This is a genomic window from Pseudomonas solani (genome assembly GCF_026072635.1).
Classification (GTDB): Bacteria; Pseudomonadota; Gammaproteobacteria; order Pseudomonadales; family Pseudomonadaceae; genus Metapseudomonas; species Metapseudomonas solani.
On the sequence record NZ_AP023081.1, the window covers coordinates 3,002,959 to 3,026,279 of the forward strand.

General features: G+C 65.7%; 21 protein-coding genes and 1 riboswitch. Of the genes, 12 read left to right on the plus strand and 9 right to left on the minus strand.

What is annotated here, in order from left to right; translation table 11 throughout:
• Positions 1-2: 2 nt before the first annotated feature.
• The 9 genes from rplO to PSm6_RS13635 all read left to right on the plus strand — a co-directional run bounded on the left by rplO (position 3) and on the right by PSm6_RS13635 (position 6,607).
• Positions 3-437, plus strand: coding sequence for a 50S ribosomal protein L15 (gene rplO / locus PSm6_RS13595; protein WP_021219606.1), 435 nt, complete (start codon positions 3-5; stop codon positions 435-437).
• Complete coding sequence (gene secY, locus PSm6_RS13600; RefSeq protein ID WP_021219607.1) at positions 438-1,766, plus strand: preprotein translocase subunit SecY; 1,329 nt, start codon at positions 438-440, stop codon at positions 1,764-1,766.
• Positions 1,767-1,796: 30 nt separating this feature from the next.
• On the plus strand, positions 1,797-1,913 hold the full coding sequence (gene rpmJ / locus PSm6_RS13605) for a 50S ribosomal protein L36 (RefSeq protein ID WP_014854209.1): 117 nt from the start codon (positions 1,797-1,799) through the stop codon (positions 1,911-1,913).
• 133 nt (positions 1,914-2,046) lie between these two features.
• Positions 2,047-2,403, plus strand: a complete 357-nt coding sequence (rpsM, locus tag PSm6_RS13610; RefSeq protein WP_021219608.1) for a 30S ribosomal protein S13 — start codon at positions 2,047-2,049, stop codon at positions 2,401-2,403.
• A 30-nt stretch (positions 2,404-2,433) separates the two neighbouring features.
• Entirely contained in the window at positions 2,434-2,823 is a 390-nt protein-coding gene (rpsK, locus tag PSm6_RS13615; RefSeq protein WP_003093689.1) for a 30S ribosomal protein S11, read from the plus strand.
• Between the two features lie 16 nt (positions 2,824-2,839).
• Positions 2,840-3,460, plus strand: a complete 621-nt coding sequence (rpsD, locus tag PSm6_RS13620; protein ID WP_021219609.1) for a 30S ribosomal protein S4 — start codon at positions 2,840-2,842, stop codon at positions 3,458-3,460.
• 22 nt (positions 3,461-3,482) lie between these two features.
• A complete protein-coding gene (locus tag PSm6_RS13625) occupies positions 3,483-4,484 on the plus strand; it encodes a DNA-directed RNA polymerase subunit alpha (protein WP_021219610.1) in 1,002 nt (333 codons plus the stop codon).
• 42 nt (positions 4,485-4,526) lie between these two features.
• On the plus strand, positions 4,527-4,916 hold the full coding sequence (gene rplQ, locus PSm6_RS13630) for a 50S ribosomal protein L17 (RefSeq protein ID WP_021219611.1): 390 nt from the start codon (positions 4,527-4,529) through the stop codon (positions 4,914-4,916).
• A 242-nt stretch (positions 4,917-5,158) separates the two neighbouring features.
• On the plus strand, positions 5,159-6,607 hold the full coding sequence (locus PSm6_RS13635) for a catalase (protein WP_265170391.1): 1,449 nt from the start codon (positions 5,159-5,161) through the stop codon (positions 6,605-6,607).
• Positions 6,608-6,675: 68 nt separating this feature from the next.
• Here PSm6_RS13635 and uvrA read toward each other — a convergent pair whose 3' ends face one another.
• Positions 6,676-9,510, minus strand: a complete 2,835-nt coding sequence (uvrA, locus tag PSm6_RS13640; protein ID WP_021219613.1) for an excinuclease ABC subunit UvrA — start codon at positions 9,508-9,510, stop codon at positions 6,676-6,678.
• Positions 9,511-9,719: 209 nt separating this feature from the next.
• Here uvrA and PSm6_RS13645 point away from each other — a divergent pair, with 209 nt between their 5' ends.
• The 3 genes from PSm6_RS13645 (at position 9,720) to PSm6_RS13655 (ending at position 13,202) form a co-directional block, all read left to right on the plus strand.
• Positions 9,720-11,114 carry an MFS transporter gene (locus PSm6_RS13645; RefSeq protein ID WP_265170392.1) on the plus strand — a complete coding sequence of 465 codons (1,395 nt, stop codon included), beginning with the start codon at positions 9,720-9,722 and terminating at the stop codon, positions 11,112-11,114.
• A gap of 9 nt (positions 11,115-11,123) precedes the next feature.
• Positions 11,124-11,621 (plus strand): single-stranded DNA-binding protein, encoded by a 498-nt coding sequence (locus tag PSm6_RS13650; RefSeq protein WP_021219615.1) that lies wholly within the window; start codon positions 11,124-11,126, stop codon positions 11,619-11,621.
• Between the two features lie 246 nt (positions 11,622-11,867).
• Positions 11,868-13,202 carry a hypothetical protein gene (locus PSm6_RS13655; RefSeq protein ID WP_265170393.1) on the plus strand — a complete coding sequence of 445 codons (1,335 nt, stop codon included), beginning with the start codon at positions 11,868-11,870 and terminating at the stop codon, positions 13,200-13,202.
• On the opposite strand, the gene PSm6_RS13660 is transcribed toward PSm6_RS13655, so the two are convergent.
• The 8 genes from PSm6_RS13660 to cobG form a co-directional block, all read right to left on the minus strand.
• Complete coding sequence (locus PSm6_RS13660) at positions 13,190-14,401, minus strand: PepSY-associated TM helix domain-containing protein (protein ID WP_021219616.1); 1,212 nt, start codon at positions 14,399-14,401, stop codon at positions 13,190-13,192. The genes PSm6_RS13655 and PSm6_RS13660 overlap by 13 nt on opposite strands.
• An 80-nt stretch (positions 14,402-14,481) precedes the next feature.
• Complete coding sequence (locus tag PSm6_RS13665) at positions 14,482-16,890, minus strand: TonB-dependent siderophore receptor (protein ID WP_265170394.1); 2,409 nt, start codon at positions 16,888-16,890, stop codon at positions 14,482-14,484.
• A gap of 80 nt (positions 16,891-16,970) precedes the next feature.
• Positions 16,971-17,954 (minus strand): FecR domain-containing protein, encoded by a 984-nt coding sequence (locus PSm6_RS13670; protein WP_021219618.1) that lies wholly within the window; start codon positions 17,952-17,954, stop codon positions 16,971-16,973.
• Positions 17,951-18,451, minus strand: a complete 501-nt coding sequence (locus tag PSm6_RS13675) for a sigma-70 family RNA polymerase sigma factor (RefSeq protein WP_031287750.1) — start codon at positions 18,449-18,451, stop codon at positions 17,951-17,953. The genes PSm6_RS13670 and PSm6_RS13675 overlap by 4 nt, the downstream gene beginning before the upstream one ends.
• Before the next feature lie 150 nt (positions 18,452-18,601).
• Positions 18,602-20,257 carry a precorrin-3B C(17)-methyltransferase gene (cobJ, locus tag PSm6_RS13680; protein WP_021219620.1) on the minus strand — a complete coding sequence of 552 codons (1,656 nt, stop codon included), beginning with the start codon at positions 20,255-20,257 and terminating at the stop codon, positions 18,602-18,604.
• Entirely contained in the window at positions 20,257-21,018 is a 762-nt protein-coding gene (locus tag PSm6_RS13685; protein WP_021219621.1) for a precorrin-2 C(20)-methyltransferase, read from the minus strand. The genes cobJ and PSm6_RS13685 overlap by 1 nt, the downstream gene beginning before the upstream one ends.
• Entirely contained in the window at positions 21,018-21,644 is a 627-nt protein-coding gene (locus PSm6_RS13690; protein WP_021219622.1) for a precorrin-8X methylmutase, read from the minus strand. Before PSm6_RS13690 ends, PSm6_RS13685 begins: the two co-directional genes overlap by 1 nt.
• Complete coding sequence (gene cobG, locus PSm6_RS13695; RefSeq protein WP_081672226.1) at positions 21,641-22,981, minus strand: precorrin-3B synthase; 1,341 nt, start codon at positions 22,979-22,981, stop codon at positions 21,641-21,643. The genes PSm6_RS13690 and cobG overlap by 4 nt, the downstream gene beginning before the upstream one ends.
• Before the next feature lie 85 nt (positions 22,982-23,066).
• A riboswitch (cobalamin riboswitch) is annotated at positions 23,067-23,256 on the minus strand.
• Positions 23,257-23,321 lie beyond the last annotated feature (65 nt).

Consider the following 23,321-nt stretch of genomic DNA (forward strand, 5'->3'; position numbering starts at 1 on the left):
CCATGAAACTGAACGATCTGCGTTCCGCGCCGGGTGCCCGTCGCGAGAAGCACCGTCCGGGCCGTGGTATCGGCAGCGGTTTGGGCAAGACTGGTGGCCGTGGTCACAAAGGTCAGACCTCCCGCTCCGGTGGCACCATCGCTCCGGGCTTCGAAGGCGGTCAACAGCCGCTGCATCGCCGTCTGCCGAAGTTCGGCTTCGTTTCCCTGAAAGCCATGGATCGCGCAGAAGTGCGCACTTCCGAACTGGCCAAGGTTGAAGGCGATGTCGTATCCCTGCAGTCGCTGAAGGATGCCAACGTGATTAACCAGAACGTACAGCGTGTGAAAATCATGCTGTCGGGCGACGTTACTCGCGCAGTCACCCTGAAAGGTATCGCCGCCACCAAGGGTGCGCGTGCGGCTATCGAAGCAGCTGGCGGTAAGTTCGAGGACTAAATGGCTAAGCAAGGTGCTCTCTCCGCGCTCAGCAATGGCGGGTTATCCGAGCTCTGGGCTCGACTGCGTTTCCTGTTCCTGGCGATCATCGTCTACCGGATTGGCGCGCACATTCCAGTGCCCGGGATAAACCCTGACCGGCTGGCCGAGCTGTTCCGGCAGAACGAGGGGACCATTCTTAGCCTGTTCAACATGTTTTCCGGCGGCGCGCTGGAGCGCATGAGCATTTTTGCACTGGGGATCATGCCGTACATCTCGGCGTCGATCATCATGCAGCTCATGACCGCTATCAGCCCGCAGCTGGAGCAGTTGAAGAAGGAAGGTGAAGCTGGCCGTCGCAAGATCAGCCAGTACACCCGCTACGGCACTGTAGTCCTGGCACTGGTGCAGGCAGTCGGCATGTCCGTCGGCCTCGCCAGTCAGGGCGTCGCTTTCTCGACTGATTTCGGCTTCTACTTCGTGGCTGTCACCACCTTCGTGGCTGGTGCGATGTTCATGATGTGGCTTGGCGAGCAGATCACCGAGCGCGGTGTCGGCAACGGTATCTCGATGCTGATTTTTGCAGGCATCGTGGCCGGTCTTCCGAGAGCGATAGGGCAGTCTTTCGAGTCTGCACGTCAGGGCGATATCAACATTTTTGCCCTCGTCGCCATCGGTTTGCTGGCGGTAGCGATCATCGGTTTCGTGGTGTTCATTGAGCGTGGTCAGCGTCGCATTGCGGTGCACTACGCCAAGCGTCAGCAGGGCCGCAAGGTCTTCGCTGCGCAGACCAGCCACCTGCCGCTGAAGGTGAACATGGCGGGCGTAATTCCGGCCATTTTCGCCAGCAGCATCCTGCTGTTCCCGGCTTCGCTGGGAGCCTGGTTCGGTCAGTCCGAAAAAATGGGCTGGCTCCAGGACCTGTCGCAGGCGATCGCCCCCGGTCAGCCGTTGAACATTCTGCTGTTTAGTGCAGGGATCGTTTTCTTCTGCTTCTTCTACACAGCGCTGATGTTCAACCCGAAAGACGTGGCGGAGAACCTGAAGAAGTCCGGTGCCTTTATTCCGGGTATCCGTCCGGGTGAGCAGTCTGCACGCTATATCGATGGCGTACTGACCCGCTTGACCATGTTCGGTGCTCTGTACATGACGGCTGTTTGCCTGCTTCCCCAGTTCCTTGTGGTTGCAGCCAACGTTCCGTTCTACCTTGGCGGGACCTCGTTGCTGATCGTTGTCGTGGTTGTTATGGACTTTATGGCCCAAGTACAATCCCACCTCGTTTCGCACCAGTACGAATCCCTGATGAAGAAAGCCAACCTGAAGGGCTACGGCGGCGGAATGCTCCGCTGACCCGGTTCCGTAAGGTTCTAGGAGTTACTGATGAAAGTTCGTGCATCGGTGAAAAAGCTGTGCCGTAACTGCAAGATCGTTCGCCGCGAAGGTGTTGTTCGCGTGATCTGCAGCGCGGAACCGCGTCACAAACAGCGCCAAGGCTGAGTGTGATTCACGCGTTATGAGCCCGGCAGCTAGTGCGCTGCCGGGTTGATTATTCGTTTCTACAGCGTTAATATCGCGCGCCCTATTTCTTGGCTTCCGGGGCGTAGGTAGCTGTCAACTGGAGTTTCACTGAATGGCCCGTATTGCAGGCGTCAACATTCCAGATAACAAGCACACTGTTATCTCGCTGACCTACATCTACGGTGTTGGTCGCACCACTGCACAGAGCATCTGTGCAACCACCGGCGTAAATCCGGCGGTAAAGATCAAGGATCTCTCCGACGAGCAGATCGAACAGCTGCGTGGCGAAGTCGCGAAGCTCACCACTGAAGGTGACCTGCGTCGCGAAATCAACATGAACATCAAGCGTCTGATGGACCTGGGTTGCTACCGCGGCCTGCGTCACCGTCGTGGCCTGCCTGTTCATGGCCAACGTACCAAGACCAACGCGCGTACCCGTAAGGGCCCGCGTAAGCCGATCCGCAAGTAATTGCGCCCGCGAATCGACAGGAACTAAGTCATGGCTAAGCCTGCTGCTCGTCCCCGTAAGAAAGTCAAAAAGACAGTGGTTGATGGGATCGCCCACATCCACGCGTCTTTCAACAACACCATCGTGACCATCACTGACCGTCAAGGTAACGCCCTGTCCTGGGCCACCTCCGGTGGTTCTGGTTTCCGCGGCTCCCGTAAAAGCACTCCGTTCGCTGCCCAGGTAGCTGCTGAGCGTGCTGGTCAAGCTGCCCTCGAATACGGCCTCAAGAACCTCGACGTCAACGTCAAGGGTCCGGGTCCGGGTCGCGAATCCGCCGTGCGTGCTCTGAACGCCTGCGGCTACAAGATTGCCAGCATCACCGACGTGACGCCGATCCCGCATAACGGGTGCCGTCCGCCGAAGAAGCGTCGCGTGTAATAGGAGACAGTGAGAAATGGCTCGTTACATTGGTCCCAAATGCAAACTGTCCCGTCGTGAAGGTACTGACCTCTTCCTGAAGAGTGGTGCCCGCGCGCTCGAATCCAAGTGCAACATCGAATCGGCTCCTGGCCAGCACGGCGCTCGCCGTGGTCGCCTGTCCGACTACGGTACTCAGCTGCGCGAGAAGCAGAAAGTACGTCGTATCTACGGTGTTCTGGAGCGTCAGTTCAGCGGTTACTACAAGGAAGCTGCCAGCCGTAAGGGCGCTACCGGTGAGAACCTGCTGCAACTTCTCGAGTGCCGCCTGGACAACGTCGTATACCGCATGGGCTTTGGTGCTACCCGCTCCGAATCCCGTCAGCTGGTATCGCACAAAGCCATCAGCGTTAACGGTCAGACCGTGAACGTCCCGTCCTACCAGATCAAAGCTGGTGACGTGGTAGCAATTCGCGAGAAGTCGAAGAATCAGCTGCGTATCGTTCAAGCCCTTGAACTGTGCGCCCAACGCGGTCGCGTTGAGTGGGTTGAAGTCGACAGCGAGAAGAAGTCCGGTGTGTTCAAAAGCGTTCCGGCACGTGCTGATCTGTCCGCCGACATCAACGAAAACCTGATTGTCGAGCTCTACTCCAAGTAAGGGCTAGAAAATAGGTGCATCCATGCAGAGTTCGGTAAATGAGTTCCTGACCCCCCGCCACATTGATGTGCAGGTGGTCAGTCCGACCCGCGCCAAGATCACGCTCGAGCCTCTCGAGCGCGGTTTCGGCCATACCCTGGGCAACGCGCTGCGTCGCATCCTGTTGTCCTCCATGCCTGGCTGTGCAGTAGTCGAGGCCGAAATCGACGGCGTACTCCATGAGTACAGTGCCATCGAAGGTGTTCAGGAAGATGTCATCGAAATCCTGCTCAACCTGAAAGGTCTGGCTGTCAAGCTGCACGGTCGTGACGAAGTAACGCTGAACCTGGTCAAGAAGGGTTCGGGCGTGGTCACTGCTGCCGATATTCAGCTGGATCATGATGTCGAGATCGTCAATGGCGACCACGTGATCGCTAACCTGGCGGAAAACGGCGCACTGAACATGAAGCTCAAAGTGGCTCGTGGTCGCGGCTATGAGCCGGCTGACGCGCGTCAGAGCGATGAAGACGAGAGCCGCAGCATTGGTCGCTTGCAGCTCGACTCTTCGTTCAGCCCGGTCCGTCGTGTTGCTTACGTGGTGGAAAACGCCCGTGTCGAGCAGCGTACCAACCTGGACAAGCTGGTCATTGATCTGGAAACCAACGGTACCCTGGATCCTGAAGAGGCCATCCGTCGTGCCGCTACCATCCTGCAACAGCAGCTGGCAGCGTTCGTCGACCTCAAAGGTGATAGCGAGCCCGTAGTAGTCGAGCAGGAAGACGAGATCGATCCGATCCTGCTGCGCCCGGTTGATGATCTTGAGCTGACCGTACGTTCGGCCAACTGCCTCAAGGCGGAGAACATTTACTACATCGGTGATCTGATTCAGCGCACCGAAGTGGAACTGTTGAAGACTCCGAACCTGGGCAAGAAGTCCCTGACCGAGATCAAGGACGTCCTGGCCTCCCGTGGTCTGTCCCTCGGTATGCGCCTCGACAACTGGCCGCCGGCAAGTCTTAAGAAGGACGACAAGGCGACTGCCTGATCGTCGTAATCACCGAACGTGAGTTTGGTAAGGAATTGAACCATGCGTCATCGTAAAAGTGGCCGTCACCTCAGCCGCACCAGCGCACACCGCAAGGCCATGTTCCAGAACATGGCGGTTTCGCTGTTCGAGCACGAACTGATCAAAACCACCCTGCCGAAAGCCAAGGAACTGCGCCGCGTTGCCGAGCCGCTGATCACCCTGGCCAAGGAAGACAGCGTTGCCAACCGTCGTCTGGCCTTCGACCGCACTCGTTCGAAAGCCATCGTTGGCAAACTGTTCAACGATCTGGGCAAGCGCTACGCCAACCGTCAGGGCGGCTACCTCCGCATCCTGAAGTGCGGCTTCCGCGCTGGCGACAACGCTCCGATGGCCTACGTTGAGCTGATCGACCGTCCGGTCGGCGGCGCAGCAGTAGAAGCTGCCGAGTAAGTCGTACGCTACAAGAGAAAACCGGGCCTAGTGCCCGGTTTTTTCGTTTCAGTCCTATGGTTTTCTTCTCTTCGCATCCTGCCTGGAAGGGCTCCGGGACCTCGTTGGAAATAATCGATTCGGGCCTACAGATCGAAAGATAATATCTATCGATCGCTTTCCATTAATGCATTGGCTCTGCATTGCCGGCTGCTTCATCCTGTTCCTCGTTGGCTAGTAACTATCCGTGAGGAAGCAAGATGATGGACAAGAAGACCTACCTGACCACCGCCTCTGGCGCCCCTGTCGCCGACAACCAGAATTCTCGTTCTGCCGGCCCGCGCGGCCCGCTGCTGCTCGACGATTTCCACCTGATCGAGAAGCTCGCCCACTTCAACCGCGAGAACATCCCCGAGCGTCGCGTTCACGCCAAGGGATCGGGTGCTTACGGCACCTTCACCGTCACTCGCGACATCACCCGCTACACCAGCGCCAAGCTGTTCGATACCGTCGGCAAGCAGACGCCCACCTTCCTGCGTTTCTCTACCGTGGGGGGTGAGCGCGGCTCGGCTGACACCGAGCGCGACCCGCGCGGCTTTGCCCTGAAGTTCTATACCGAAGAGGGCAACTGGGACATCGTCGGCAACAACACCCCGGTGTTCTTCATCCGCGATCCGCTGAAATTCCCCGACTTCATTCACACCCAGAAGCGCCTGCCGCAAAGCAACCTGAAGAGCGCGCAGATGATGTGGGACTTCTGGTCGCACTCGCCCGAGGCGCTGCACCAGATCACCATCCTGTTCTCCGACCGAGGCATCCCGGATGGCTACCGTCACATGCACGGCTTCGGCAGCCACACCTACAGCCTGGTCAACGCCCAGGGAGAGCGCCACTGGGTCAAATGGCACTACAAGACCCAGCAGGGCATCAAGAACCTGGCGCCGGCCGAAGCGACCCGCCTGGCCGGGACCGATCCGGATTACGCCCAGCGCGACCTGTTCAACGCCATCGAGCGCGGTGACTTCCCCAAGTGGAGCGTGTGCATCCAGATCATGAGCGAGGCCCAGGCCGAAGCGCACCACGAGAACCCCTTCGACGTGACCAAGACCTGGTCGCAGAAGGCGTTCCCGCTGATCGAGGTGGGTGAACTCGAGCTCAACCGCAACCCGCTGAACTACTTCGCCGAGGTCGAGCAGGCCACCTTCGGGCCGAGCAACATGATTCCGGGCGTCGGCCTGTCGCCGGACCGTATGCTGCAGGGCCGCGTATTCGCCTACGCCGATGCGCACCGCTACCGCGTGGGCACCAACCACCAGCAACTGCCGGTGAACGCGCCGCGCTCGCCGGTCAACAGCTACCAGCGCGATGGCGCCATGGCGTTCGGCAGCAATGGTGGCGCTGCGCCCAACTACGAGCCCAACAGCTACGCGAATGCCCCCAAGCAGGCACCGCAGTACGCCGAGCCGCCGCTGCAGTTGAGTGGTGCCGCGGCCCGTCACGATCATCGTGAGGACAGCGACTACTACAGCCATGCCGGCGCGCTGTTCCGCCTGATGAGCGCCGAGCAAAAGGCGTTGCTGATCAGCAACATCGCCGGCGCCATGGCCGGTGTCACCGAGGATGTGGTGCAGCGCCAGCTGCAGTACTTCTTCAAGGCCGACCCGGCCTACGGCGAAGGCATCGCCAAGGCGCTGGGCGTCCAGCTCGGCTAACACTTCACCGGGCATGAAAAAGCCCCTGTCACCTCGCGGTGGCAGGGGCTTTTCATTGTGCGCTGGACTCAGGCGCGATCACGCTCCAGCAGCGGCTTGAGGAAGTGCCCGGTGTGGGACTGCTTCATCTTCGCCACGTCTTCCGGCGTACCGGTGGCGATGATCTGGCCACCTTTGGAGCCGCCCTCGGGACCCAGGTCCACCAGCCAGTCGGCGGTCTTGATCACATCCAGGTTGTGCTCGATGACCACCACGGTGTTGCCGTGGTCACGCAGGCGGTGCAGCACATCGAGCAACTGCTGGATATCCGCAAAGTGCAGGCCCGTGGTCGGCTCGTCGAGGATGTACAGCGTCTTGCCGGTGTCGCGCTTGGACAGCTCGCGGGACAGCTTCACCCGCTGTGCCTCGCCGCCGGACAGGGTGGTCGCCGACTGCCCCAGGCGGATGTAGGACAGGCCCACGTCCATCAGCGTCTGCAACTTGCGCGCGATGGCCGGCACGGCATCGAAGAACTCCCGCGCTTCTTCGATGGTCATGTCCAGCACCTCGGTGATGCTCTTGCCCTTGTAGCGCACCTCCAGGGTCTCGCGGTTGTAGCGCTTGCCCTTGCACACGTCGCAGGGCACGTAGATGTCTGGCAGGAAGTGCATCTCCACCTTGATCACGCCATCGCCCTGGCAGGCCTCGCAGCGACCGCCCTTCACGTTGAAGGAGAAGCGCCCCGGCCCATAGCCACGGGAGCGTGACTCCGCGACGCCGGAGAACAGCTCGCGGATCGGCGTGAACAGCCCGGTATAGGTCGCCGGGTTGGAGCGCGGTGTGCGGCCGATGGGGCTCTGGTCGATGTCCACCACCTTGTCCAGGTGTTGCAGTCCGTCGAAGCTGTCGTGCGGCGCCGCCTCCAGCGTCGTGGCACCGTTCAACGCGGTGGCGGTGATGGGGAACAGGGTGTTGTTGATCAGCGTCGACTTGCCCGAGCCCGATACGCCGGTGATGCAGGTCAGCAACCCGACCGGGATCTCCAGGTTTACGTTCTGCAGGTTGTTGCCACGCGCACCCTTGAGCAGCAGCGACTTCTTCTTGTCGCGCGGGGTGCGCTTGGCCGGTACGGCGATCTTCACCCGGCCGGAAAGGTACTTGCCGGTCAGCGAGTCGGGGTGCGACATCACCTCGTCCGGGGTGCCTTCGGCAACCACGCGGCCACCGTGCACGCCGGCGCCCGGGCCGATGTCCACCACATAGTCGGCGAGGCGGATGGCATCCTCGTCGTGCTCGACCACGATCACCGTATTACCGATGTTGCGCAGGTGGGTGAGGGTGGCCAGCAGACGCTCGTTGTCCCGCTGATGCAGGCCGATGGAGGGCTCGTCGAGGATGTACATCACGCCCACCAGGCCTGCACCGATCTGGCTGGCCAGGCGGATGCGCTGCGCCTCGCCACCGGAAAGGGTGTCGGCGCTGCGGTCAAGTGTCAGGTAGTCGAGGCCGACGTTGACCAGGAACTGCAAGCGCTCGCGGATCTCCTTGAGAATCTTGTCGGCGATCTCGCCTTTGCGGCCGGGCAGGCTCAGTTCGCCGAAGTAGTCGGCGGCATCGCCCACCGGCAGGCCGGTGACCGCCGGCAGGGTTTTCTCGCCCACCCACACATGGCGCGCTTCGCGGCGCAGGCGAGTGCCCCGGCAGTCCGGGCAGGGCTGGGTGCTGAGGAACTTGGCCAGCTCCTCGCGCACGGTGTTCGATTCGGTCTCGCGGTAGCGACGTTCCAGGTTGGGGATGATCCCCTCGAACGGGTGCGAGCGCTTGACGATGTCGCCACGGTCATTGAGGTAGCGGAAGTCCACGTCCTCGCGGCCGCTGCCGAAGAGGATCGCCTTCTGGTCCTCGGCCGGCAGTTCGTCGAAGGGCTTCTCCAGGCTGAAGCCGTAGTGCGCGGCCAGGGAGCCGAGCATCTGGAAGTAATAGACGTTGCGCCGGTCCCAGCCGCGAATCGCGCCCTCGGCCAGGGTCAGCTCGCCGTTGACCAGGCGCTTGGCGTCGAAGAACTGCTTCACCCCCAAGCCGTCGCAGGTGGGGCAGGCGCCGGCCGGGTTGTTGAAGGAGAACAGCTTGGGCTCGAGCTCGCTGATGGAGTGGCCGCAATGGGGGCAGGCGAAGCGCGCGGAGAAGATGGTCTCATCGCCCGGCTCGTCGTCCATCGGCGCCACCAGGGCGATGCCGTCGGCCAGGTTGATCGCCGTCTCGAAGGATTCCGCCAGGCGCTGCTGCAGGTCGGCGCGGACCTTGAAGCGGTCCACCACCACATCGATGGAGTGCTTCTTCTGCTTGTCCAGCTTGGGCAGCTCGTCCATCTCGTAGATGCGGCCGTTGACCCGTGCCCGCACGAAGCCCTGGGCGCGCAGTTCGTCGAACACCGCCAGGTGCTCGCCCTTGCGCTCGCGGATCACCGGTGCCAGCAGCATCAGCTTGCGGCCCTCGGGCATCGCCAGCACCTGGTCGACCATCTGGCTCACGGTCTGCGCTTCCAGCGGCACGTCATGGTCCGGGCAGCGCGGCGTCCCCGCACGGGCATAGAGCAGGCGCAGGTAATCGTAGATCTCGGTAATGGTGCCCACGGTGGAGCGCGGGTTGTGCGACGTGGACTTCTGCTCGATGGAGATGGCCGGCGACAGCCCTTCGATGGTGTCGACATCCGGCTTTTCCATCATCGACAGGAACTGCCGGGCATAGGCCGACAGCGACTCCACGTAGCGGCGCTGGCCCTCGGCGTAGAGGGTGTCGAAGGCCAGGGAGGATTTGCCGGAACCGGACAGGCCGGTGATCACGATCAGCTTGTCGCGCGGCAGGGTGAGATCGACGTTCTTCAGGTTATGGGTACGGGCCCCACGGATCAGGATCTTGTCCACTGCTGCCTCGTTTGGCGTGCGGGAAACCCGCGATTATACGGGGCGTGCCTAGCCTGCGGCAAAGGCGCGCGACTGTGCTGTAGACCATCGGGACTGTTAGAATGCGCGACATTTTTTGGCGCCGGCACAGGCCGGGCACCCAGGGTCGGGTGCGTGCGCCGCCGAGGGGCACGACGCATTTCCCCGTATCCGTTTCCCATGAGGAATCTATGCACGACTCCCATTCCGAACGCATGAGCGGCCGCGAGACCCGAGCGGCCAGCGGCCTCGCCCTGGTGTTCGCCTTCCGCATGCTCGGCATGTTCATGGTGCTGCCGGTCCTGGCCACCTACGGGCAGGACCTGGCCGGCGCGACCCCCGCGCTGATCGGCCTGGCCATCGGCGCCTACGGCCTCACCCAGGCGGTGCTGCAGATCCCCTTCGGCATCGTTTCCGACCGTATCGGCCGCCTGCCCGTCATCTATATCGGCCTGCTGATCTTCGCCGCCGGCGCAGTGCTCGCCGCCAACGCCGACTCCATCTGGGGTGTGATCGCCGGCCGCGTGCTGCAGGGCGCCGGGGCCATCTCCGCCGCCGTGATGGCCCTGCTCTCCGACCTCACCCGCGAGCAGCACCGCACCAAGGCCATGGCCATGATCGGCATGAGTATCGGCGTCTCCTTCGCCGTCGCCATGGTGGTCGGCCCGCTGGTCACCCGTGCCTTCGGCCTCTCCGGGCTGTTCTGGGTGACCGCCGTGATGGCGCTGGTGGGCATCGCCATCATCGCCCTGGTGGTGCCGCGCGCCGACCACCCGCTGCAGCACCGCGAGTCCGGGGTCGCCCGCCAGGCGCTGCTGCCCACCCTCAAGCACCCCGACCTGCTGCGCCTGGACTTCGGCATCCTCGCCCTGCACGCCGTGCTCATGGCCAGCTTCGTCGCGCTGCCGCTGGCGCTGGTGGAGAAGGCCGGCCTGCCCAAGGAGCAGCACTGGTGGGTCTACCTCACTGCGTTGCTGGTGGGCTTCTTCGGCATGGTGCCCTTCATCATCTACGCCGAGAAAAAGCGCCGGATGAAGCGCGTGCTGCTTGGGGCCGTCAGCGTGCTGCTGGCCTGCGAGCTGTACTTCTGGGCCTTCGGCGACACCCTGCAGGCGCTGGTGATCGGCACCATCGTCTTCTTCACCGCCTTCAACCTGCTGGAAGCCTCGTTGCCGTCGCTGATCAGCAAGGTCGCCCCGGCCGGCGGCAAGGGCACCGCGATGGGCGTCTACTCCACCAGCCAGTTCCTCGGCGCGGCCCTTGGCGGCATCCTGGGGGGCTGGTTGTTCCAGCATGGCGGGCTGTCGGTGGTATTCATCGGCTGCGCCGTTGTCTGTGCGATTTGGCTCGCCATTGCTGTTACTATGCGCGAGCCTCCGTATGTCACCAGCCTGCGCCTGCCCCTCTCAGCAGCGGCCCTCGGCGATGCCGGGCTGGTGGCGCGATTGCTGGCAACGCCCGGAGTGGCCGATGCCGTAGTGGTGGCCGAAGAAGGCGCCATCTATATCAAGTTGGATACCGAACAATTGGACCGCACGTCCCTGGAGCGCCTGATCAACGCGGCGCCCGAACGTGCTGAAGCCTAGGAGAACGTTATGGCCCGTGGGGTTAACAAAGTCATTCTGGTTGGCAACGTCGGTGGTGATCCCGAAGTTCGCTACATGCCCAACGGCAATGCCGTGACCAACGTCACCCTGGCCACCAGCGAAAGCTGGAAGGACAAGCAGACCGGCCAGCAGCAGGAACGTACCGAGTGGCACCGCGTGGTGTTCTTTGGCCGTCTCGCCGAAATCGCCGGCGAGTACCTGCGCAAGGGCTCGCAGGTCTACGTCGAAGGCACCCTGCGCACCCGCGAGTGGGAAAAGGACGGCGTCAAGCGCTACACCACCGAGATCGTGGTCGACATCAACGGCCAGATGCAGCTGCTCGGCGGCCGTCCCGGCAACGATGGCGACTCCGCCCCGCGTGCCCCGCGCCCGCAGCGTGAGCCGCAACAGTCCGCCCCGCGCGAGCAACAGCAGCGCCCGGCTCCGCAGCCCGCCGCCCAACCGGCGCCGGACTACGACAGCTTCGACGACGACATTCCGTTCTGATTCGAGCCCTTCGGCACAGACAAAGGCGCAGCCCCCCGGCTGCGCCTTTTTCGTTTCGGGAGGAGGAAAACGGCACCCGACGCCTCGGTTATCCACAGCCGGCTTTCGGCTGTCGGATCAGCCTGCAGCCCGCGTGGTACGGGACTTTGTGAATGCAACATCACATTCGGGCCGGGCTCTGGACGCTGGCAAACCGCCTCTATAGGCTTGCCCACCATTCCATCGACCGCCTTCCCGGAACCCACCATGAAACTCAACGGACTGACCGCCGTTCTGCTTCTGGCCGGCCTGCCCCTGTGCAGCATCGCCAGCCCCTACCAGACCCTCGCCCGTGACGCGGAAAGCAGTGCCCGCTGGGGCCTGCTCGGCAGTGCCGCCGAGCAGTACCGCGCCATCCTCGCCGACCCGAGCCTGAGTGCCAGCCACCCCCGCGCGCGCCTGGCCCTGGCCAAGGTCCATGCCGACGCCCTCGACTACCCGGCCGCCAAGGCCGAGCTGGCGCGGCTCAAGCAGGACGCCCCCGACTCCGCGGAGGCCAAGGAAGGCGCCAAGCTGGCCAAGCGCATCGCCAGGAAACTCAAGACCCACACCTTCGGCGGCCGCGTCGCCGTGGCCCGGGTGCATGACACCGACACTGCCAACGCCAGCGCGGGCATGACCCAGGACCCCTCGTTCGATGACGAGGACGAGGACGACGAAGACATGGACGACATGGCCTTCGAGGACGACGACAGCCTCGACGACCTGCTCGACGACATCGACCTGGACGAGGACGACCTGGCCGACGACGGCGAGGAGGACGACGACACCGCGCCCACCCCGGTCGCCAAGCCCAAGTCCACCGTCCACGACAACCGCTGGCAGGCCGCCGGCAGCCTGCACTACGGCTACGGCTTCGACGACCGTGGCAGCCGCTGGAACCTCGGCGCCAACATCGCCCAGGCCCGCCAGGACGACCGCGACGAACTCAACCGGCAGACCTGGGCGGTCTCCACCGGCCCCACCTTCGTCATACCGGCCTGGCGCCTGAAGCTCAACGCCGCCGTCACCTACCTGCAGCTCTACAAGGACCACCAGTACGACCTCTCCAGCACCATCTGGTCACTGGGCGCCAGCCACAAGCTGAACCGCGTGCTGGAGCTGTACACCCGTTACAACTACGAGAACCGTGGCCTGGAAAACGACAGCCCGCTGGACATCGAAGTCGACACCTTCAAGGTCGGCACCCGCTTCAAGCCCACCGGCAAGGACAGCTTCGACCTCAGCTACTCGCCCAAGGTGGAAGACAACGACACGCGCAACAAGGACAAGGAGCAGGAGGGCTGGAAGATCAGCTACGCCCGCAAGCTGCCCTGGGACAGCTTCGCCAGCGTCGCCTACAGCCGCCGTCACACCGACTTCGAGCACGACCCCTCCGGCAAGGAAGAGGACGAGACCAAGCACGTCGTCAACCTCGGTCACAAGCTCACCAAGGACCTGGTGATGACCGTCAGCTACGAGCACAAGGACAAGGACTCCAACCTGCCCGGTCGTGACAAGAACAACGAAAGCACGGCCCTCGGCCTGAGCTATAAGTTCTGACCGAAAGCGGCTCGCCGCCCCTCGCGGGCGCGGGCCGCACTGGCGCGCCGGGCCTGCCGCTTGCGCCACCAGATGACCACGCCGGTGACGCTCAGCCCGGCGATGGCCAGCCCCAGCAGCGCGATCACGATGCGCCCCGGCAACCCCGCGATGCGCCCGCCGTGGATCGGTGCCTGCAGCCGGTAGAAGCGTTCACCCGGCGTGCCGCGCCCGGCGATCTCCTCGCCGATCAAGCTGCCGTCGGTGCCATGGAAGAACAGCCAGGACTTGTCCAGCGGGTTGGCCTCGTGGCCCCCGAAACCGGCGCCGAAGAAGTTGTACTCGAAGCTGTAGTACAGCTCGCCGATTTCGCCCTCGATGCCAAGCCGCGCTCCTTCCGTCTGTGCCAGCTTGTATACCTGCTGGTAGTCCAGCCGCGTTTCCCCCAGCGCCTCGCGGGGCATTTGGCTGCGCTGCTGGTAGGTGCTCGGCGGCGCCTCGGAGAACAGTGACACCACCGGCTTGAACACCTGCTCCGGCAGGTTCATCGCCACGCTGCTCACCGCCACCGGCAGGAGCAGCAGCCACAGCCAGAGCCCACCGGCCCGGTGCAGGTCGAGGTTGCGCCGGTAGCGGCCGGCGCGGCGCTTGAGCGTCCAGGCCGTCCACCATTTCTTCAGGAAGGGCCGGCCACGGGGCAGGGTCAGCCAGGCGCCAGCGAAGCAGTCGATGACCCAGAGGATCGCCACCAGCCCCATCAGCAGCAGGCCCCAGTTGCCCGGCAGCGCCAGGTTGTAGTGGAACTCCAGCAGGAAGGGGATGACGTTCTGCGCCTGCAGGCAGCAGGCGCCCCACTGGCGCATGCCCAGCTCGGCGCCGCTCACCGGGTCCAGGTAGATCACCCGGTGGTGCAGGTCGTAGGGTGCGCCCGTAGCCGGGTCGGTGCGCGGCACCGCAGCCATCAGCGCCGCATGGCCGGCCTCGTCCGGGACCTCCATGTACCAGACCTGCAGGCGCGGCTCGGCGCCCTCGATACGCTGCACCAGTTCGCCGGGGGACAGCAGCGGCCCCTGTGCGGGCGCGTGGTAGAAGGCCGGGTTCAGCCATTCGTCGATCTCGTGCTGGAAGGCCAGCAGGCTACCGGTGAGCCCGGCGAGGGCGAGAAACAGCGCGGTGGCCAGGCCGAGGTAGCGGTGTAGCAGAACGAGAAGAGGGCGCATGGATGCTCTCCTGTGGATAAGTCGATCACGCAAACGTACGAGCCCACCCCGGTGCCGGGGCGGGCTCGTTCAAGCACCGGTCAGAACTGGTAGCTGAGGGTGGCGGTGACGTTGCGCTGCTCGCCGAAGTAGCAGAAGTCCAGGCTGTAGCAGGAGGCGATGTAGTCCTCGTCCAGCAGGTTGTTGGCGTTCAGGCTGAGGTCCATGCCCTTGAGCCCCACCTTGCCCAGGTCATAGCCCACCAGCGCATCGATCAGGGTGTAGGAGGGCACGTGCAGGGTGTTAGCCCTGTCCGCCCAGCTCTGGCCGACGTAGCGCGCACCGAGGCCGGTGCGCAGGCCGTCCAGGGCGCCGGCGTCGAAGCTGTACTCGCCCCAGATGGAGGCCATGTGGCGCGGCGCCTGGTTCGGCGTGTTGCCCTGGGTGCCGTCCAGCGACTTGGAGTAGGTGATGTCGGTGAAGGTGTAGCTGGCCAGCACTTTGAGGTTTTTGGTCACCTGGGTGTTGGCTTCCAGTTCCAGGCCCTGGGAGCGCACCTCGCCCACGGGGGTGTACCAGTCCTGCTGCGGCAGCTTGGAGGCGACGTTCTGCTGGACGATGTGGAACAGCGAGGCGGTGTACAGGCTGTCGCTGCCCACCGGTTGGAACTTCATCCCGGCTTCCCACTGCGTGCCCTCGGTGGGTTCCAGCGGCTTGCCGGCCTGGTCCGAATAGGCGTTGGGGTTGAAGGACTCGGAATAGCTGATGTACGGTGCCACGCCGTTGTCGAACAGGTACAGCGCGCCGAGGCGGCCGGTGAACTTGCTGCGGCGCTCGTCCGACTTGCTGCCGGCGGTCAGGTTCTTGTCCGAGACCTCCACCCAGTCCTCGCGCAGGCCGATGGAGAAGCGCCACTGGTTCAGGTCGATCAGGTCCTGCAGGTAGAGGCCGGTCTGCTCCAGGCGGCGGTCGTGCTCCACCTGGCCGTAGCCCACCAGCGCATCGTTGCCGTACACCGGGTTGAAGGCGTCGATCGGGGCGAGGGCGGCGGAGCCCCATTCCACGTTGGTCTTGCGGTTCTGGTAGTCCAGGCCCATCAGCAGGGTGTGACGCAGGGCGCCGGTGTCGAATTCGGCCTGGACCATGTTGTCGACGATGTAGGCCTTCAGGTCCTCGGTGGCATCGGTGTAGTAGCGGTTCAGCTCGGTGGGCGAGGCCCAGCCATAGGCGTACGCCTGCTGCATGCTCACGTCGGAGCTGAGGTAGCGGAAGCTCTGGCGCGCGGTCCAGACGTCGTCGAAGCGATGCTCCAGCTGATAGCCGAACATGCGCTGGGTGCGGTCGAAGGCTTCCAGGCTCGGCTCGCCGTCGAAGAAGTCACGGCCGATGCGCTGGCCGCTGCGTTGGTAAAGGGTGCCCTCGGCCGGTACGCCGCCGTGGTAGCCGCCGTTCGGGTCGTGCTGCAGGTAGCTCTGCAGGGTCAGGCTGGTGTCTTCGCTGAAGTCGATGGAGAGGGTCGGCGCGATGGCGTAGCGCTCTTCCTTGATGTGGTCGAACTGGGTGTCCGACCCCTCGCCCAAGCCCACCACGCGATAGGCGATGCGCTTGTCCTCGTCCAGCGGACCGCTGAAGTCGAAGCCCGCGCCCTTCTGGCCCATGTTGCCCACGGTGGCCTGCACCTGGTGGTAGTCCTCGTAGAGCGGCTTCTTGCTGGTCAGCGCCACCAGGCCGCCCGGCAGGCTGCGGCCATAGAGCACCGAGGAGGGGCCCTTGAGCACGTCGATGCGCTCGAGGAAGTACGGGTCCACCTGCAGCGAGCTGTAGGTGCCGCTGTCGCCCATGGTCTTCAGGCCGTCGAGGTAGACGTTGTCCACGCTGTTGTCGGCGAAGCCGCGCATGACGATGTAGTCGTAGCGGTTCGAGGCGCCCACCTGGCCGGTGAAGATCCCGGGGGTGTAGCGGATCGCCTGCTGCACCGTCTTCGAGCCCTGGTCCTCGATCTGCTCGTGAGTCACCACCGAGACGGTCTGCGAGGTTTCCAGCAGCGCCTTGCTGGTCTTGGTGGCGATCTGGCTGTGGGTGGCCAGGTAGCCCTCTTCGCTGCCCAGCGCGTTACCCAGGGCGAACACCTGGGTGGAGGGCACCTCCAGCGCGCCCTGGGTCTTCACCTCGCGCAGCACATAGCTGCCATCGCCCAGGCTCTCGGCCTGCAGCGGCGTGCCGCCCAGCAGCTGGCCCAGCGCGCCTTCCACCGACCAGATGCCGCTCAGGCCGGGGGACTGCAGGCCACGGGTCTGCTCCGGGGTGGCGGAGAGGTTGATCCCGGCCTCACGGGCGAAGCGGTTGAGCACCTCGTCCAGCGGCCCGGCGGGGATGGCGTAGCTGCGGCTGGCGCTGGCCGTGGCCTCCTCGGCGAAGGCCGGTGCGCCCAGTAGCGGGGCGGCCAGTGCGGCGGAAAGCAGGGCGCCGCGTACGGCAAGGGCGAGGCGGGAGGCGCGAGGTGCGGTCATGAAGGCTTCCGTGAAAGGCAAAGGTTAATGGGATTCATTCCCTTTGCCGGGCGTTGCGGAAAAACCCGCCAAAAAAGATTTCAGGCCCTGGCCTGTACCGTCACCCACCAGCGGGTGCGGTATTGCACCTCCACCGGCAGCGTGCGGGTCAGCAGCTCCAGCAGCTTGTCGGTGTCGTCCAGGCGGTACACGCCTGAGAGGCGCAGGTCGGCGATGGCCTCGCTGCATGCCAGGCGGCCGTTGCGGTAGCGCGAGACTTCGGCGAGGAAGTCGGCCAGGCGCATGCCACGGGTGACGATCAGCCCATCGGCCCAGGCGGCTGCGTCCATGTCCGCTGCTTCCAGCGGGCGCGCGGCGTATTCGTTGATATCGAAGCGTTGTCCGGCGCGAGCGACCAGGGCGCCGGTGCCGGCCAATGGGGCGATGCTCACGGCACCTTCGGCGACGCTCAGGCGGGTGGAGGCCTGCTCCTGGCGCACCACGAAGCGGCCACCCAGGCTCTCCAGCAGGCCATGGCGGGTGCGCACGCGCAGGGGGCGGGGGAGGCCCGTCGTGGCATCAGGGCCGCTGTCAACGAGGATCTCGCCACGGTCCAACAGCAGCAGGCGCTGCTGCTCGTCGAAACGTACATCCACTGCGCTGTCGGTGTTCAGGTGCAGTTGCGTGCCATCGGCCAGCGCCACGTGGCGGCGTTCACCAACGGCGGTGCCGTAATCGGCGGTCAGGCGCGGCCAGGGCGTCAGGTCGCGGGCCAGCCACAGCGCGGAACCGCTGACCATGGCTGCCGACAGCAGCTTCAGGGCCTGGCGGCGACGCAGGCGCTGGGCCGAGGTTTCCAGGGTCTCCATCACGGTGCCGGCGCCGGGCACGGCTTTCAGCGAGCTGGACAGTTCGTCGTCCAGCACCTGCACGCGCTGCCAGGCCTGTTCGTGGTCCTGGTGGGCGGCGCGCCAGTGCTCGCAGGCGCGCTGCAGCTCGGCATCACCGCTGGCGGAGCGCAAGCGCACCAGCCAGTGGATGGCCTGGCGCACCACCTGCGCATCGGCCTGGGATGAGGCGCTCATTCGGCGAAGCGCAGCTGGTAGCAATGGAACAGGGCGTCGGCGACATGGCGCTCCACCGAACGCAGGGAGATGCCCATGCGCTCGGCCACCTGCACATGGGTCAGCCCCTCGCACTGGGCCAACAGGAAGGCGGTGCGCACCTTCGGCTTCAGGCCATCGAGCATGCGCGCGATGCGTTCCAGCAACTCGAGGATCTGCTCGCGTTCCTCCAGGCTCGGCGTCTGCGCCTCCGGCAGGTGGGCGAGGGATTCCAGGTAGGCCCGCTCCAGTTCCTCGCGGCGCCAGTGGTCGATCACCAGCCCCCGCGCGACGGTGCGCAGGAAGGCGCGCGGCGTGGCGATCTCCAGCTGCTCGCGGCGGGCGAGCAGGCGCAGGAAGGTGTCCTGGGCCAGGTCGGCGGCATCGGCGGCGTTGCCGAGGCGGCCGCGCAGCCAGTTCTTCAGCCAGCCGTGATGGTCGCTGTAGAGGCGTTGCACACTGAGATGGGGAGACGACATGGGGTCACCGAAGAATCGGTAGCAAATGAAAATTAATCGCATTTTCTTGATGCGCGAAGGGATTTGCAACGTTGGCGTGCAGGAAAAGGGCGGCCGGTCATGTCGAACCGTCCGCCCTTGCTTCGCGTCCTGCCAGGTGCTGGTGCCGCCTCAGCGATACCAGCGCGGGGTGTACACCCAGTCCTGGCCGTCGGGGCGGGGAATGCGCCGGGTCAGTGACGAACCGATGATCACCAGGGTGCGCATGTCCACCTGTTCCGGGCGCAGCTCGCCGAGGCTGGTGAGCGTCAGCGCCTCGGCCGGGCGGCCGATGTCGCGGCCCAGGACGACCACGGTTTCCGGGCGGCGGTGGCGGGCGACGATTTCCAGCGCGCGGGCCAGCTGCCAGGGGCGGGCCTTGGAAATGGGGTTGTAGAAGGCCATGGCCAGGTCGGCGGCGCCGGCGTGGTCGAGGCGCTGCTCGATCACCTCCCAGGGCTTGAGGTTGTCCGAGAGCGAGATCAGGCAGAAGTCGTGGCCCAGGGGCGCACCGGCCTTGGCGGCAGTGGCCAGGGCGGCGGAGACGCCGGGGAACACCTGCAGCTCCACCCGTTGCCAGTGCGGGTCGCGGTTGTCGTCCAGGGCTTCGAGCACGGCGGCGGCCATGGCGAACACCCCAGGATCACCCGAGGACACCACCACCACCCGGCGCCCGCTGGCCGCCAGCTCGAAGGCGTGGCGGGCGCGTTGCAGCTCCTCGCGGTTGTCGGTGCAGTGCAGCACCTGCTCCGGGCGGAAGGGCCCGGCCATGCGGATGTAGGTCTCGTAGCCCAGCAGGTCCTCGGCCTCGTCCAGGGCGCGACGCGTGGCCGGGACCATGAACTCTGCGGCGCCCGGGCCCAGGCCTACCACCGTCAGGCGGCCACGGCGCTGGCCGATGCGCTCCACATCCAGCGGCCGCTCCGCGCGGTACAGGCGGATGCCGGAAAGGTGCTGGTGCAGGGGCGGCAGTGCCTGTTCGTTGACCACGAAGCGCAATGGCACGCCGAGTTCGTCGGCGCAGGCGGCCAGCGTGGCGTCGGTCATGCGTTCGGGGGCGGCCAGCAGGCAGGCGAGGGCGCCGCTGGCCAGCCCGGCGGTTGCCAGGGCCTGGCGCACGGCACCGGCGTCCGCTGCCTCGTCGAGGCGCGCAGCCACCACGCGGGGGTGGATCAGCAGCTCGTCAGCGGCATCGGGACGTTGCTCGGCAGTGATGTGGATAACCCGCTGCGCCTGCTCCGCCAGGGGCAGGTTGGCGCTCTCCAGCCAGGGCGCCTCGCCCTCGACGCGGACGGGCTCGCCACCCAGCAGGTCGGAGACGAAGCGCTTGCCCTGCTCGATATCGGCCAGGGCATAGCCCGGCGGCGGCTCCAGCAGGCAGGTGCCGAAACGCAGTTCGCCGCTGGTGGTGATGGCCGGGGCCACCTCCAGTTGCGCGGCGATCTCGCGGGCCATGCGGTTGACCCCGCCGAGCCCGCCCAGCAGCGGCACCACCGCGCTGCCGTCCTCGGCCACGGCCAGCACCGGCGGCTCGGCGCCCTTGCTGGCCAGTTGCGAAGCGAGGCTGCGGATAAGGATGCCGGCGGCGCACAGGGCGATGATCGGCCTGTCGTCGCGGTAGAGCCCGCGCAGGGTCTCGCCGAATTCGGCGCAGGTTTCGTCGGCGCCTGCCACGCGCCCGGCCAGGCCGAGCACGCGGGCCTGTGGATAAAGCGCCTGGATGCGCCGGGCGACGGGCAGGCCGCCCTGGCCGAGCAGCAGGATGGCCGGGGCCTTGCGTGCGTCCATCACCCTCTCCACTTCTGGCCGGGGACCAGGATCATGGAGAAGTAGGGCGAGGCCATCGGGTCCACCTCGTGCAGCGGCAGGATGCGCTGGTTGCCCATGGTGGCGCGCTCCACGTAATGGGCGCGGCCATCCAGGCCCAGCTCGCCGAGCACCCGGCGCACCTTGTCGAAGTTGCGGCCGAGCTTCATCACCACTGCCGCCTCGGCGTCCGCCAGGCGCGCCTTCAGCTCCGCTTCCGGCAGCACGCCGGAGAGCACCGAAAGGCTCTGGTTGCGGTACACCAGCGGCACGCCGAGCACCGCGGCGCTGCCCAGCATGGAGCACACGCCCGGCACCACTTCGGCCTCGTAGCGCTCGGCCAGGCGGTCGTGCAGGTACATGTAGGAGCCGTAGAAGAACGGGTCGCCCTCGCAGATCACCGCCACGTCGCGGCCGGCGTCCAGGTGCTGGGCCACCTGCTGGGCGGCGGTGTCGTAGAAGTCGCTGATCACATCCTCGTAGGAGAGCGGCGGCTCCAGCTTTTCGGTGGTCACCGGGTAGACCAGGGGCATGCGCAGCTGCGACTCCACCAGGTGCTGCTCGATGATGCCGAAGGCATTGCCGCCCTGGCCCAGGTTGGCCTTCGCCTTGGCCACGAAGTAGCCGACTACTGGGGCCGACTGCAGCAGGCGCAGGGCCTTGAGGGTGATGAGTTCGGGGTCGCCGGGGCCCACGCCCAGGCCGATCAGCCGGCCTTTGCCGGAATGTTCCTGCGCACCCATCACTCCACCTCCGTGGCCAGGGCGTTGATCGCCGCCGCCGCCATGGCGCTGCCGCCACGACGACCACGCACGATCACGTAGGGCACGCCACGGCTGTCGGCGGCGAGCATGTCCTTGGATTCCGCCGCACCGACGAAGCCCACCGGGAAGCCGAGGATCAGCGCCGGCTTCGGCGCGCCGGCATCGAGCATCTCCAGCAGGTAGAAGAGCGCGGTGGGTGCGTTGCCGATCACCACCACGCTGCCTTCCAGGTGTTCGCGCCAATGCTCCAGTGCCACCGCCGAACGGGTATTGCCCAGCTCGCGGGCCAGCTCCGGCACGCCGGCATCGTTGAGGGTGCAGATGACCTTGTTGTCCGCCGGCAGGCGCGCGCGGGTCACGCCCTCGGCCACCATGCGTGCATCACAGAGAATCGGCGCGCCAGCGGCGATGGCGGCGCGGCCGGCGGCTCCGGCACCGGGGGAGAAGCGCAGGTCCTGCACCACGTCGACCATGCCGCAGGCGTGGATCACGCGCACGGCGAGCTTCTCCAGGTCCGGCGGGATGGCGGAGAGGTCCGCCTCGGCGCGGATGATGGAGAAGGAGTGGCGATAGATCTCCTGACCATCGCGGATGTAATCGATCATTCGGTGGAGCTCCAGCTGTCAGGCGTGGCGGCCAGCCAGGCGGCCGCCGCGTGTATGTCCAGGTCGCGCGCCAGCGGGCGGCCGAAGCCACCGGCGCCGTCGTCGCGTCGATAGAGGTCGTAATGGCCGTCGCCCGTGGCCAGCAGGGTCAGCGGCGCCACGTTGGCGGCGGCGCAGGAGCGCGGGCAGCCGCACAGGTGCACCTGGGCACCGTCGGGCAGCACGGCGGCCAGGGTCAGGGCGTCGGCCTTGGTGTCGGCCAGGCCCTTGGCGCAACCGGCGGAACCGGTGCAGGCCTGGATGCGCGCCAGGGGCGCGTCGATATCGGTGCACAGGCCCAGGGCCGTGAGCTCGGCCAGCAGCGGGGCGGTTTCCTGCCCCGGTACGTTGGGCAGCAGCACCGATTGCCAGGGGGTCATATGCAGGCTGCCGTCGCCGTGGCGCTGGGCCAGTTCGGCGAGGGTCAGCAACTGGCTGGCCTGCAGGCGCCCCAGGGGCGGGATGGCGCCCACCAGGTACAGGCCGGCCTGCAGTTGCGGCAGCACGCCAACGGGGCGCAGGTCGCTGGCAGCGCGGCGCCAGTTGCCGGCTTCATGCAACGGGAAGGGCAGGCGCTGGCGCAGTTCGGCCAGCAAACGCTCGGCGCCGAGGCTGCCGAGCAGGTCGCGCATGCGGGCCTGCTGCGGCGTGGCCAGTTCGAGGAAGAGGTCCAGCAGCGCCTCCACCAGGGCCGGCACCCGGGCGCCGGGTACCGCCGCCAGGGCAGGGGCGTCGCCGGTTTCGCGGGGCGGGCAGCCGGCCAGGCCGAAGGCGAACAGGCCGTCCTTGCCGGGCTCCATGGCGGCCAGCCAGATGTCGTTGGGGTGGTCGAGCATCGCCAGGGCTTCGCCGCCGTCCAGCAGCAGGGCGAACTTGGGCGAAAGCACGTGGAAGCGCGGGTTGTCTTCCAGCAGGGCCAGCAGGCGCGCGGCCAGGGGACGGATGTCCTGGAGCGCCTGCGGGTCGAGCCCGGCGGCGGGGCTGACCATCAGGTTGCGCACATCGTCCGCGCCCGGCGTGGCGGCGCCCAGGCCGATGGCCAGCAGCTCGGCGATCAGCGCCTGTTCGTTGCCCGGGGTCACACCACGGATCTGCAGGTTGGCGCGGTTGGTGGCTTCCAGCACGCCGCCGGAATGGCCATGGGCGGCGATCGACAGGGCTTCGGCCGTGCCGGCCTGCAGGCGACCGCAGGGCAGCTTGATGCGGCAGATTCCGCCATCCTTCGCCGGGACGATACGCAGCAACCCCGGGCAGGCCGAGGGGCGGACGGATGGAGCGCTGGAGGGAGCCTGTTTCACCGTGGTCACCGGGTCAGTTGCCGCGGCGACCGTGTTCCCCGCACGGGGAACCCTGGCACCGAGACACCCCGCTCGATGCGTGCACACGCGACTGGTGTCACCGGCAGGTCTCCTGGCTGGCAGGTCAGTGTCCGTCGCGGCCTTCCCGGTTTCCCAGTGGCACGGATCGCGAGAACTCGCTGCATACAGTTGCGGGGGCAGCCACGGCTTGGACCGTGTTCCCTCTTAGGCCGGGCGCAGTGGGCGCTCCGGCAACCGGTGAAGGGCGCTATTATGCCCGCTTTGCGCGGCTGTGGGATGCGGCTGGTTGTCGGATGCCCAACGGACGCGGCACGGTCGG

What these genes read in the sequence shown, in the direction of transcription:
- rplO (WP_021219606.1), top strand. Translation starts at nt 3, where the DNA reads ATGAAACTGAACGATCTGCGTTCCGCGCCGGGTGCCCGTCGCGAGAAG.
- secY (WP_021219607.1), top strand. Translation starts at nt 438, where the DNA reads ATGGCTAAGCAAGGTGCTCTCTCCGCGCTCAGCAATGGCGGGTTATCC.
- rpmJ (WP_014854209.1), top strand. Translation starts at nt 1,797, where the DNA reads ATGAAAGTTCGTGCATCGGTGAAAAAGCTGTGCCGTAACTGCAAGATC.
- rpsM (WP_021219608.1), top strand. Translation starts at nt 2,047, where the DNA reads ATGGCCCGTATTGCAGGCGTCAACATTCCAGATAACAAGCACACTGTT.
- rpsK (WP_003093689.1), top strand. Translation starts at nt 2,434, where the DNA reads ATGGCTAAGCCTGCTGCTCGTCCCCGTAAGAAAGTCAAAAAGACAGTG.
- rpsD (WP_021219609.1), top strand. Translation starts at nt 2,840, where the DNA reads ATGGCTCGTTACATTGGTCCCAAATGCAAACTGTCCCGTCGTGAAGGT.
- PSm6_RS13625 (WP_021219610.1), top strand. Translation starts at nt 3,483, where the DNA reads ATGCAGAGTTCGGTAAATGAGTTCCTGACCCCCCGCCACATTGATGTG.
- rplQ (WP_021219611.1), top strand. Translation starts at nt 4,527, where the DNA reads ATGCGTCATCGTAAAAGTGGCCGTCACCTCAGCCGCACCAGCGCACAC.
- PSm6_RS13635 (WP_265170391.1), top strand. Translation starts at nt 5,159, where the DNA reads ATGGACAAGAAGACCTACCTGACCACCGCCTCTGGCGCCCCTGTCGCC.
- PSm6_RS13645 (WP_265170392.1), top strand. Translation starts at nt 9,720, where the DNA reads ATGCACGACTCCCATTCCGAACGCATGAGCGGCCGCGAGACCCGAGCG.
- PSm6_RS13650 (WP_021219615.1), top strand. Translation starts at nt 11,124, where the DNA reads ATGGCCCGTGGGGTTAACAAAGTCATTCTGGTTGGCAACGTCGGTGGT.
- PSm6_RS13655 (WP_265170393.1), top strand. Translation starts at nt 11,868, where the DNA reads ATGAAACTCAACGGACTGACCGCCGTTCTGCTTCTGGCCGGCCTGCCC.
- PSm6_RS13660 (WP_021219616.1), bottom strand. Translation starts at nt 14,401, where the DNA reads ATGCGCCCTCTTCTCGTTCTGCTACACCGCTACCTCGGCCTGGCCACC.
- PSm6_RS13665 (WP_265170394.1), bottom strand. Translation starts at nt 16,890, where the DNA reads ATGACCGCACCTCGCGCCTCCCGCCTCGCCCTTGCCGTACGCGGCGCC.
- PSm6_RS13670 (WP_021219618.1), bottom strand. Translation starts at nt 17,954, where the DNA reads ATGAGCGCCTCATCCCAGGCCGATGCGCAGGTGGTGCGCCAGGCCATC.
- PSm6_RS13675 (WP_031287750.1), bottom strand. Translation starts at nt 18,451, where the DNA reads ATGTCGTCTCCCCATCTCAGTGTGCAACGCCTCTACAGCGACCATCAC.
- cobJ (WP_021219620.1), bottom strand. Translation starts at nt 20,257, where the DNA reads ATGGACGCACGCAAGGCCCCGGCCATCCTGCTGCTCGGCCAGGGCGGC.
- PSm6_RS13685 (WP_021219621.1), bottom strand. Translation starts at nt 21,018, where the DNA reads ATGGGTGCGCAGGAACATTCCGGCAAAGGCCGGCTGATCGGCCTGGGC.
- PSm6_RS13690 (WP_021219622.1), bottom strand. Translation starts at nt 21,644, where the DNA reads ATGATCGATTACATCCGCGATGGTCAGGAGATCTATCGCCACTCCTTC.